The organism is Salinimicrobium oceani, assembly GCF_012037645.1.
Window position 1 is genome coordinate 1 of record NZ_JAAVJR010001526.1, and the last position, 297, is coordinate 297.

Here is a 297-nt window from a genome sequence, read left to right on the forward strand (position 1 = left end):
ACAACAAACCTTTTATGGAACTGCTTTATGAAGCGGCCACTGTTCACAGAGAACATCATGATCCAAATACTGTTCAGGTTTCGACCTTATTATCAATAAAAACGGGGGGATGTCCCGAAGACTGCGGATACTGTCCGCAAGCTGCCCGATACCATACCAACCTGGAGGGGAATGATCTAATGAGCGTGAACCAGGTGAAAGCCCAGGCTTTACGCGCTAAAGAAGCGGGCAGCTCGAGAGTGTGTATGGGTGCCGCCTGGAGAAATGTAAAGGACGGGCAGGAATTTGATGAGGTGC

At 49.5% G+C, this 297-nt stretch carries 1 pseudogene; it reads left to right on the forward strand.

Going from position 1 to position 297, the window contains the following annotated elements:
* Window positions 1–297 (forward strand): annotated as a pseudogene (locus HC175_RS22935) (biotin synthase BioB); the annotation flags it as partial.